The 11246-nt window shown below is 54.1% G+C and carries 7 protein-coding genes; all 7 read left to right on the top strand.

What is annotated here, in order from left to right:
* On the top strand, window positions 1-416 hold a 416-nt coding region (locus ACESNI_RS11410), incomplete at its 5' end, for a hypothetical protein (RefSeq protein ID WP_373086783.1).
* Entirely contained in the window at window positions 413-4963 is a 4551-nt protein-coding gene (dpdJ, locus tag ACESNI_RS11405; RefSeq protein WP_373086781.1) for a protein DpdJ, read from the top strand. The genes ACESNI_RS11410 and dpdJ, both read left to right, overlap by 4 nt.
* Complete coding sequence (gene dpdK / locus ACESNI_RS11400) at window positions 4960-5496, top strand: phospholipase D-like domain-containing protein DpdK (protein ID WP_373086780.1); 537 nt, start codon at window positions 4960-4962, stop codon at window positions 5494-5496. Before dpdJ ends, dpdK begins: the two co-directional genes overlap by 4 nt.
* Window positions 5496-7787, top strand: a complete 2292-nt coding sequence (dpdD, locus tag ACESNI_RS11395) for a protein DpdD (protein WP_373086778.1) — start codon at window positions 5496-5498, stop codon at window positions 7785-7787. Before dpdK ends, dpdD begins: the two co-directional genes overlap by 1 nt.
* A 328-nt stretch (window positions 7788-8115) precedes the next feature.
* On the top strand, window positions 8116-8358 hold the full coding sequence (locus ACESNI_RS11390; RefSeq protein ID WP_373086777.1) for a DUF3489 domain-containing protein: 243 nt from the start codon (window positions 8116-8118) through the stop codon (window positions 8356-8358).
* A complete protein-coding gene (locus ACESNI_RS11385) occupies window positions 8355-8813 on the top strand; it encodes a DUF2924 domain-containing protein (protein ID WP_373086776.1) in 459 nt (152 codons plus the stop codon). Before ACESNI_RS11390 ends, ACESNI_RS11385 begins: the two co-directional genes overlap by 4 nt.
* On the top strand, window positions 8806-10422 hold the full coding sequence (locus ACESNI_RS11380; RefSeq protein WP_373086775.1) for a recombinase family protein: 1617 nt from the start codon (window positions 8806-8808) through the stop codon (window positions 10420-10422). The genes ACESNI_RS11385 and ACESNI_RS11380 overlap by 8 nt, the downstream gene beginning before the upstream one ends.
* Window positions 10423-11246: the final 824 nt, after the last annotated feature.

Here is an 11246-nt window from a genome sequence, read left to right as displayed (position 1 = left end):
TCGATACAGCCACAGGTGAACTCGCTACGGCTGTGTCTTCGGCTTGGCGCGGTCACAGGCAGTCCGTGTTCGCAGGCGAAACCCCAACGCAAATTCGCGGCAAGTTGGCGTTGACCAAAGCTAATGAGGAAGCTCTCGAAGTTTATAAGATGAAATATTCTCTTCTGAAGGCGGCATTCGAGAGCTTTCCAGAAGATATAGCCGCGATCGAAAAAGTCGGGAAAATTGCGGGCGAACTAGAAAAGGCCGCCAAGGCGTTTGATTTCAACGTCCCCTCAGAGGTGAAGAGCTTTCTCGAAGCAGTGCAATCTGTCAAAGGTGCGCCGCTTAATCTCCTAACGCAAACCGTCCAGGATTGGATAGAGGAGAATGGAGGCTCCGATAGCTATAGCATTCGGGCGACGGGTCGCGAATGAGTTCCAACGAGAAATTTCTCCTCGCCAGTCTCGACCAGATTGAGCAGCGTGAAGCTCGGCTTCTAGCCTGGGGTCTCGTTGACGGATTCCTCACGCCGAGCGAGCTTGCCGAGATCATCGACCCAATGCTCGATGATCCAGCTTATGCGGATGGCTTGACCTTCGTTAGCGTTGCAGAGGTCATAGCAGTGCTCAAATCACGTGCGCTTCTTTTCGACGTAGGTGAGCAAAAAGGTGGCCGATATCGATCAAGGATGGCCGAGGCTGTCCGCCTATTTTTCCGGTTGCGCCAGTTGTTTCCTCAACACAGCGGACTAACTGGTTGGCAGGCTGCTCCCACTCTCGTTGCTGATTTCCGATTCATCTGGCGCCGCCGCCGTTATCCTCGGCGCACGATCTCGGCGATCGAGGGGCTGGAACGCGTCAGCAAAGCCACCAATGATGCTTATGCTCGTCAGGCAGTGGCTGCGTTGATCGAGAGCTACGGCGATGACTTCAAACTTGCCAGTTTCCAGGTCGATGCGGCGGCGCGTATCCTTGCGGGCTTTGAAGATTCTCGCTCCATGGCGACTCTAGTCAGCGCGGGCACCGGAAGTGGCAAAACGCTGGCCTTCTATCTGCCCGCACTGGCCAGGATTGCCGCGCATATACGGCGAGATCCGGTCGACAAAAAATGGGTCAAGATACTTGCCGTCTATCCCCGCAACGAACTACTCAAAGACCAGTTCGCCGAAGTATACAGCCAGGCTCGCAAGCTGGACGTCTCCCTTTTAGCTTCCGGCCGACGAAAGATTATAATTGGTACCTTTTTTGGGCCAACCCCTTACAGTGCGGCGGATGCTCATAAGAAGAAGGGATGGCGCCTCCATCAGGACGGGCTTATCTGTGAGTTCCTTCGCTGCCCGGCCGAAGGATGTGAAGGAGACATGGTTTGGAGGAAGGCTGATCGCGCCGCTGCGATTGAGCGTCTTTGTTGTCTCGAATGCGACACTACCATCGACAGTGATGAAATCATCCTGACCAGAACTCGGCTCGAGCGTGAAAGCCCGGACGTACTCTTTACCACGACCGAGATGCTCAATCAGCGGATGGGTGACAATCGCTATCGCCATCTTTTTGGCCTCGGTGACAAGGCCGAGCAGGCAGTCGAGATGATGCTGCTTGACGAGGTTCACACCTATTCGGGGCCCTCCGGTGCGCAAGTAGCCTATTTGCTCCGCCGCTGGCGTTGGATGAATCGCAAACCTGTTAGTTTCGTCGGTTTATCAGCAACGCTAAAGGACGGCGCTCGGTTTTTCGCTAGGCTCACCGGGCTTTCAGAAATGGCCTCGGTCGAGGTCTCACCCCAGCATGGGGATATGATCGCCGAAGGGGCCGAGTATCTCCTGGCGCTGCGTGGCGATCCAGTTTCGCGCACGGCGTTGCTTTCGACGACGATCCAGACGGCGATGCTGCTTTCGCGTATGCTCGATTCTCCCGATAATCCAATAAGTGAGGGTATTTTTGGCGAACGGACCTTCCTGTTTGCCGACAATTTGGATGTCATCAATCGCCTCTATTTTGCAATGCTCGATGCCGAAGGTCGCCGCAGCGACGGTACGCGAGATATGAAGGCACACCCCAACGGAGGTTTGGCGGTGCTGCGATTCCCAATGTCCAGCCAACTGCGGAAGTTGCACGGGCAGGATTGGGATGCGGCGGTCAGCATCGGTCACAGCCTCCAAGCTTCCGATCGCAAGCGTGTTGGACGTGTGATGTCGATGGATCCTGGAGTTGATGCCAATCCCGACCTGATCGTCGCAACCGCCTCGTTAGAGGTCGGATTCAACGATCCACTAGTTGGCGGCGTTATCCAGCACAAGGCCCCGCGCGACGTGGCGCAATTTTTGCAGCGCAAGGGTCGTGCTGGTCGCTCGCGGCGTATGCGACCTTGGACCATAGTCGTGTTGTCTGACTATGGCCGTGACCGGATTGCGTACCAGGGGTATGATCTTCTCTTTGACCCCGAACTACCCTTGCGTACATTGCCGATAAGCAACCGCTATGTCGCGCGCATCCAGGCAGTTTATGCGACCATAGATTATCTGAGCCAGAACCTTGGGACCGGCCGGAAAGGAAGTGTCTGGACTAATCTCTCCGGCCCGACGGACTATCCAAACCAGCGCGAGCGCCAATTACGACTGGCAGAGTGCATCCAACAGATCCTCACAAGCGCTAACGATCAGGACCGCTATGCAGTCTATCTTAGCCAAGCGCTGCGTATCGATGCAGAAGAAATCAAGTCGCTTCTCTGGGAGCATCCGCGCCCACTGCTGACTGAAGTGCTTCCAACCGCTCTTCGAAGGCTTGAAAGCGGTTGGCGTGCCAATGGGGAGGACGGCGCAGATTATAAGGCTCCTAATTCACCGCTGCCCGAATTTGCGCCAGCCAATCTGTTCATGGAACTAAACCTTCCTGAAGTTGAGATAATGATCCCACCCTCGGGAGGCATCACGCCGGAATCCGTCATGATGCCGATCGTTCAGGCGATGCGAGAGTTTGCACCCGGAAGGGTCTCGCGCCGATATGGTCTCACACATGCTTATGAACGGCACTGGATATGTCCTCCGCTCGATCAGAATATAGGTCAGATGGTACCGCTCGAATCCCACGTAAGCGCCGATGCACAGGGGGATTGGCAAATCGCAGCAACCGGCGACGCTGTCACCATCCCGGTTTATCGCCCGCGTGCCTATTCTGTTCAGCAATCGCCAGGGACCGTGGTCGACACATCGAACGCGCGGCTTAACTGGCGCACACAAATCGTCGCTCGTGAAGAGGGACTCGTTCTCGCCCCGCCGCTTGGCAGCCCTTGGGCATCTTTGATTACCGATGTCCGCTTTTACTCGCATCAAGGTCTAGCGCCCGTTGAGGTCCGCCGGATGGCGCTGGGCAGCAACGCGAACATTCGATACCGCGACGGTACCAACTACAACAAAGAATTCATCTTCGAGATGGCAGGAGATGCGGCAGCACTTGGCTTCAATCTCGCCGTCGATGCCTTTTGCCTTCGCCTCAACTTTCCCGAAGCGCTATGGTCCAATCTCGGGGAGGAGAGTGATCCTCGGTATCGTGCCGCGCGAACTGCGCGGTTCCATGACCAAGCGCGTAACGGTCACTACCTCGAAGCTGTCGACAACGTTTTTGCGCGTGAGTGGCTTGCCCAGTTGTTGCTATCGGCCGTTACTAACGAAGCGATAGCAAAGTCTATCAACCTGCAGGAAGCATGCACGAATCTGGCTGATGATCGTGCCGAACTTAGTCTGGACCAAACGCTTGCGATTCTGTTCCAATCACAAGTGGTTGACGATCCAAATGCCCAAAGCAATGTGCAAGATAAGTTGCGACAGGATTTGGCATTGCTCCTCGCAAGTCCGCAGATCAGGACCAGCCTTTTCAGTCTCGCGAAGATCCTATGGACACCCATATCCGATCACCGGGAACCTTGGTTGCGGAAGCGTTTTGCGTCAACCATTGCGGCAGCAGCGTACAATGCGATCCTGAGTTCATGCCCGGAAATTGATGGGGATGGCTTGGTCGTCGATATCGATGCAGGGCCGCGCGAACACGATGATGTTCTCGTCGGGGAGGCTAGTACCGAGATCTGGATCAGCGAACTGGCCCCGGGTGGCAACGGCCAGATTGAAGAAGCGCTGCGCCGATATGCCGAGGATCCACGACGTTTCTTCAGCCTAATGACCGCAGCCTTGCGGGACAATGATTTCGCGCTGAGCGACTATCAACTTGCTCGCTTTGTCGAGACCATTACGGAGGCCGATCCGGATGGCGATATTGCGCTTGCGACCGAATCCTTTCGGGAGGCCTATGGCGCGGATCAAAGTCATGAGCGCTTTAAAGCATTGAGACAAAGACTTGCCGAAGGCGGCTTTGTGACCTTCCATGCGTTCATGGTCGCTCTGGCCAATCGCATACTTCGTCCGGGCACAAGCGGACAAAGCGATGATTTCTTCCTTGCGACTGTTAGATTGTGGGATTCCGAAGAAGCGCGCCTGGGGGTCGAGCTCGACGCACGTGTAATTGCCTATCGTCTCGCCCGCCGCGACGATATTGATATTGCCCTCAATTTTTCAGGAATCGATGCGCCGACCGTGAATCCCGACCAATGGCGGTTTGGTGTTGTCCACGGCCTGCTCTGGCCGAGAGGCGCGCAGGTCCGGCAAGCCGGTTTGCGCCTTGAATCGATGTTCGTCGACCTCCCCCTGCCCGAACCGCTCCTTGTGCGCGCCTATCTTGAAGAGGGAATGGAAGCGATCGATGTCCAAAGCGACGGGTGGCAGAGTCGGTGCCTTGAACGTCTTGCGGAATTGGGCGCGGCCACACTGATGTGCCCGATGACTGCGGCTGGGGAGTTAGCAGATGCATTGAGTTTTCTGGCCACAAACCCGGTACAGACGAGCTATCTCTCGGTCTTCGCGCGTGTCCAGGCTGTTAGGCGAGCCGCCGATTACTATCAAATCGATGTCGATGTCGCGGAGGCGTTGCAATGACCTTTGCCACAAGACGTATATTCAAAAGTGTGGTTACTAGCCAGAATCTCATTCGCGAACTGCTACAATTGATGCTGCTTGGCGAATTGTTGGCGCCCGGCGGTGAGCGCGCCTGGCTGGTTAGCCCTTGGATCAGTAATGTCGTCCTGTTCGACAATCGGGCCGGTGGTTTCGCAATGGTGAATCCGGAGTGGGGAGCTCGCGAAATACGTTTGATTGAGGTCGCAACGGAGTTGATGGCGCGTGGAACAGGTCTGAGCATCACGACAAGCTATGATGACCACAACACTTCGTTCATTGAGGCGATGTTAGAATCGGCAGACGAAGCTGGCTTGGCCGATATGCTGACGATTGTTCAGCGCAAACATCTGCATACTAAGGGCTTGCTCGTGAAACGTGGCCTTCTCACTGGATCTATGAACCTCACTTACCGCGGTCTCGAATTGAATGACGAGATGGTCGTTTACGACACCGAACCAAAAACGCTCGCCGAAGCTCGTCTAAATTTCGAATCCTATGAGGCTGGCGCGTGATGGATGGTCTTGCTTTGGACAACGCAGCCTGGCTGCGAGCCTTTTTTTCGTCTCCGAATGAACTGAGTTGGGTTTCACTGGCTGATGATACTGCTACGCCTGCCATCGCTGAGCAAGTGCGGCCATGGCTGCAGGCACTGAGGTCTGATGACAGAAAAACGCCGATCGTTCTTCCATTTTTGAAAGATGGCACAATCACTGGATGGTATGCGACAACACGATCCAATGAAGGCGCTCATGAACTCGCTGCCGAACTCAAGGCATGGTTAGGCCCTACCTATGTCAGTTTGTTTGAGGCCGTCCCCGATGGCACGCCGGACCCGATGGCGGCGGCCTTGCGCGAGGTGTCCCAAAGTGCTGTTTGGCGGTTCACTGGACCGGACAAATATGCAAACACTGTGATTGCAAAGCGATTAGGCGATTACATCAGCCTCCTTGGTCGCCGACCAAAGCTGAAACATATGGCTGCCCGCCCAGTCGGTGCGATCAGAGGCGACTTCGAACGAGCGCTCATTGCAAGGGACACGGTGGCCGCCGAAGGCTATATCGCTGAGTTGAAAGCCACTGGACGCCTAAACGAAGAGAATCTAAGATACCTTGACGTCCGCCTCAATGCCGGTCTTGGACTTTGGCCTCAAATAGCGCGCGACCATTGGCTTATCCAAACAATGTCAGATTTGGCAATCCCGCCCCAGATCCTAGCGGACATCATTGAGGCTCTCTACCGAACGCACATCGACGCCATCGAATCAGCGGGCGATGCCGTTGCTACTCTCGCCGCATTCGATACTGACATTGCCAAGCGTTACCCGCGCCTTTTTGCGTCGCGCCGCGGGATCAGGACGCCGCGGGTGGTAAAAGCCTTCCTTTTGTTCGAGCAGTTGCAAGGACACCCCAGCGCCGAGATAATCGACGAATTGGGCGTGTTACTTGATGAGGGCGACCTGTTACAGTTAGTTGTGCCGACTGCGAAAGGGCATTTGGCAACTACACTCTCTCCAGAAGCTGAAGCCGACGAAGCATTTGACGATCTCCAATATGATCGTGCGTTTGTCTTCTATTCGGCATTGCCGTTGTCAAAAAAGAACCTAGGACGTTTGCTTACTTGCGTTCAATTCATCGGCACAGATAACGTGCGCGAGCGAATGTTAGCGACGATCGAGGCTTTAGATCCCGCACTAATTGCCACTCTCTCGCCTGGGATGCGGGACAAGCTTGCGGAGTTAAACGCCCCGGCAATTGGATCGGCGTTAGCACTAAAGGACACTTCCGATGAGTTGAGCCATCAAGTTGCCCCGGAACAAAAGCCTGGCCTAAACGGTTGGTTGGCCTGGGCGGAAAAACTAGATCGCGCGGAGGATCTGCTGCACGCGGAGCGCGCGGTTCAGGATGCTGTGACAAAATGGGATACAAGTGGTTTCAAAAGCAATGAGGCTGATTCTCGCACCTTTGCTGATGTAATTGGCAATCTAACTGGGGAATCAGCAATGCTGGCTCGCCGGTCGGTGCCTCAAATCTTTGCTAGTTTTTTTCCGTGCGATGAGGTTCCTAGTGAGGGGACTAGGCCAGTCGCCGAAGTTCTCTTCGCCCTAATTTCTATGGACGATAGCCTATCGGCTTCAGATCTCGACCTCCTTGCCCAATTGCTTAGCATTCTTCTCACCCTTGGACTGTCCAACGATGATTATGTCTCGCTTATTAAAGATCTTCAAGATGTGCAGGAGCGAGTATCATCCTATGCGCATCTCCCGTGGAGCCTCGACGTATGCGAAACGCTCGCAGTGTCATCAGCACAATCCGATACCGTTCGTGAAGCCAGACTCAGTTTCTTTGTGCGTATTCTGGGCCAGGCGCAGACTTTTGCTCATCGCCTAGTCCCGCAGGACTTAATGCCGATGGAATTCCTCGCCAAAGATTTTGGTGTCGATGAGGCTTCCATCGACAAGTTACGTAGATCAGACGAGGCTGACGAAGAGGTTCCAGAGCTTGCGGATGCTAGCGGCCAGTTAATCGGAATCTACACGCTCGCCGAGGCGGCGGGCAGCCGCGCGAAAGTTTCACTTGAAAAAATGTTTCCTGGCTGCTTGGTCGAGGTCAATTCCGACTTGGTTGCAACCGACAAGTTGAGAAATTTGGCAAGGTCTGCAAACCTTTTCGTTTTTGCTTGGAAGAGCAGCACGCATGCTGCGTTTTATTGTATTAAGGACGAACTTCCCAATGGTGAACCCATTTGGGCGGCAGGTAAAGGGACTGCAAGCATATTACGTGCTGTAATGGAAAATCTAAATTAGGGCCCAAACGCATAGGTGCGTAAGCTTGTTCCCGCTTTAAGCTTATGAAAATAACTGTCATTTTTTTGAAGGCAAAGATAGCGGGTATGCCGTGCGCAAAGGCGGCTTTCGGTCGATTGCGGTCAGCGAGGAACGGCTGCTAGTGGGGCGATTGCGGAATGGCAGCTTTTGATAAAATTCAGATAATCCACTGGACTTCAATGCCCATTAGAGCATTGCTGTTGTTGTCGCAGGGCAATGTTCGCGACATACCGCTGGGTCATATTACCACCCGCGGCTTGGATCAGTGGAAGCGCTGGATTCTCCGGTGCTCCACTGGAGAACCAATATGCCAACCACAACAACAAAATCGCAAACCAAGTCCGACACCGTTATCGCACTGCTGGACCGAGCCAAAGGCGCAACGCTGGACGAGATATGCAAAGCGACCAACTGGCAGCCACATAGTACCCGCGCATTTCTAACCGGGCTGCGCAAGAAGGGCTTCGAGCTCGCCCGGGAACAAAGAGGAGAAGAAGGCACAAGCTATCGCATCACTGCGCGCTCGTCCGCTGAGGATGCGTCAGTATGAGCGATCTGGAACATCGGTTGTCAGAACTCGCCGCCATGCCGCCAGCCCAGCTTCGATCTCTGTGGCGCAATATCTTCCGCAAGCCTGCACCCGACGCAGCCCCCGATCTCCTGCGTCGGTCTATCGCCTGGCGGTTGCAGGAGCGCATGCATGGCGGACTGACGCCATCTGCTAAAATGCGGATAGCAAAACTGCAAAAGAAGCTGGCCAAATCGAGCTTGGCTGGAATGCCCCCTGAAATTGCACTCAAGCCAGGCACAAGGCTCGTTCGAACATGGAATGGCAAAAGCTATCATGTGCTGGTTGGAGATGAGGGTTTTGAATATAACGGCAGGCAGTTTGGCAGCCTCAGTCATATCGCTGAAGAGATAACTGGCGCCCACTGGTCCGGTCCCCGCTTTTTTGGATTGAGGAAACGAAGCGGGTTCAAACCCAAGGCTATGATCAATGCCTGAGACCAAGAGAAAAGCCCGCTGCGCCATCTATACACGCAAATCGACCGAAGATGGACTGGAGCAGGATTTTAACAGTCTGGATGCCCAGCGCGAGGCATGTGCTGCTTATATATTGAGCCAGACCCACGAGGGATGGGAGGGAACATCAGAGCTCTACGATGATGGAGGTTTCAGCGGCGGTTCCATGGAAAGGCCCGGCCTAAAGCAACTGCTGCAGGATGTAATCGCCAGCAAGGTTGATGTTATCGTTGTCTACAAGGTCGACCGCCTGACACGGTCACTGGCCGATTTTGCCAAGATCGTCGATATCCTAGACGAGCATGATGCCAGTTTTGTCAGTGTGACCCAGTCTTTCAATACCACCACCAGCATGGGGCGGCTCACCTTGAATGTCCTTCTATCATTCGCCCAGTTCGAGCGTGAGGTCACAGGGGAACGGATCCGCGATAAGATTGCTGCCTCCAAGAAAAAGGGTATGTGGATGGGCGGTCCTGTTCCTCTCGGATATGAACTTGGTGACCGCAAGTTGATTGTTAACGCCCGAGAAGCTGAGACTGTGTGTCACCTGTTCCGGCGATATACCGAACTTCAATCCGTCCCTCAGCTGGTAGAGGAACTGGCGGCCCAAGGATATCGTACAAAAATCCGCCCTTACAAAGATGGCCGGCAAATCGGCGGTGTCGTATTCCGGACCGGTGCGCTTAGCCAGTTACTCAAAAACCCGATCTACACTGGTAAGGTTCGGCACAAGGACAAAATCTATGACGGCGAGCATGAAGCCATAATTGATCAGCCATTGTTCGATGAGGTGCAGAGTATCTTCGCCATCAACCGCAACGAGAATGCTTTAGGCAAGAAGTCCCGCAATCCAAGCCTACTCGCAGGCTTGATCACTGATCCTGATGGAAGGCCGATGACGCCAACGCATGCCTCGACAGGATCGAAGCGATTTCGCTACTACGTGACGAGGCTTCAGCCGGGCGATGACAAGAACCAGACTTGGAGGTTGCCATCGGGAGAAATCGAAAGACTGGTGCTAGACGCACTTGCGAATGCAATTGCTGATACTGTGCCGGCATCGGACGAAGCCACTATCATTCAGGATCAAATGGCGATGCACCGCGACATGGCGGGACAGCTTCAGAATTCTGCCAATCACGAGAAGCGCAAGATATTACTGGATCACCGGGTCCAAGTGCAAATCCGGGAAGAGCAGGTCATCATAAGCTTCCAGACCGTGGATGGAGCAGAACGGTCAGAAGTCAGCATTGATACCAAGCTGGCAAAGCAGGGCAGTGAGTTGAAATTTACCATTCCTCCTACCAACGCCAACATAAAACCCGCCCCTAATGCGACATTGCAAAAGCTGGTAGCTCAGGCATTCGCAGCACAGGATCTGTTGATGACAGGCAAACCCAATCCCGCGCTTTCAGATTACAGTCGCCGGTATCTTGGACAACTGGTTCGTATCTCTTGGCTCGCACCGGATATTATCGGAGCCATCATGGATGGAACACAGCCCGTCGATCTGACCGGACGCAAACTCACCCGCGCCAATGCGATCCCGCTTGATTGGCCGAGTCAGAGGAAAATGTTCGGGTTCGCCTGACCGTTCAACCCAAAATCTCAATGTGCATCTGACAGCCACGAAAACGGCCTGTGAGACACGCGCGATATTTCGGCCTATCTCGCCACCGACAATTGGTCTCTAGCCACCGTTTTGTAGTCTGCAGTTTACCTAACCCTCGGAAGTTCGGGGACTAATCCTGACATTCTAAAGGACTCTAAGTACTTGATATAAAAGGGAAAACTCGGTGGTGCCGCTTAGAGGATTCGAACCTCTGACCCCATCATTACGAAGGCGAGGGACGGTTAGATATTTATTGATATGTTCCAATAGTTTGGTGGTGATGGAAAGGCATGGTTTGTCGCCGACCCACGCCAGACCCAAAGTGCGTTAAAACCTAATGACCTCCGGATACTGTTGAAGGCGCGTTGGTAGGAAAGATTCCGAAAAAGTGACCCACGCTATACCTCTTCAGCGTCGGCTGGTGGCGAGCGCAGCCAACCGTGCAGGAAGCCGATTCAGGATCTGGCGTTTTCGCATTCCAGTCGCGACCGGCCACTCTTCAATTTCACCCAGGCTTCTAAACGAGCGACCCAGAAAAACGCTGGACTACGATACACCAGCAATGCGATTTAATGCATGTGTTGCGATGACCGGTTGAACCCACCACCCAATAGCGGACGTAAGCGGGTATCGTGTAATGCTTTGCTTCAAGAGGAGTTCGCGGTCTGCTAATTGACTTCATGTCGTATACGCTCGTTACGAAAAATCGCGGTTCGTCCGACCCATCCGAAAATTTCCAGATCGACAAGTCGGCATGAACCGAACGCGTTCCATGCCCGCAGGCACAGACCATAGGACGAACT

Origin of the sequence: Sneathiella sp. (genome assembly GCF_041689005.1) — a bacterium.
Classification (GTDB): Bacteria; Pseudomonadota; Alphaproteobacteria; order Sneathiellales; family Sneathiellaceae; genus Sneathiella.
The sequence above is the reverse complement of the archived record's forward strand: the minus strand, read 5'-3'. Positions and strand labels throughout refer to the sequence as shown.

Coding starts and splice junctions, on each gene's coding strand:
- dpdD (WP_373086778.1), top strand. CDS start 5,496: ATGGATGGTCTTGCTTTGGACAACGCAGCCTGGCTGCGAGCCTTTTTT.
- ACESNI_RS11380 (WP_373086775.1), top strand. CDS start 8,806: ATGCCTGAGACCAAGAGAAAAGCCCGCTGCGCCATCTATACACGCAAA.
- dpdK (WP_373086780.1), top strand. CDS start 4,960: ATGACCTTTGCCACAAGACGTATATTCAAAAGTGTGGTTACTAGCCAG.
- ACESNI_RS11390 (WP_373086777.1), top strand. CDS start 8,116: ATGCCAACCACAACAACAAAATCGCAAACCAAGTCCGACACCGTTATC.
- ACESNI_RS11385 (WP_373086776.1), top strand. CDS start 8,355: ATGAGCGATCTGGAACATCGGTTGTCAGAACTCGCCGCCATGCCGCCA.
- dpdJ (WP_373086781.1), top strand. CDS start 413: ATGAGTTCCAACGAGAAATTTCTCCTCGCCAGTCTCGACCAGATTGAG.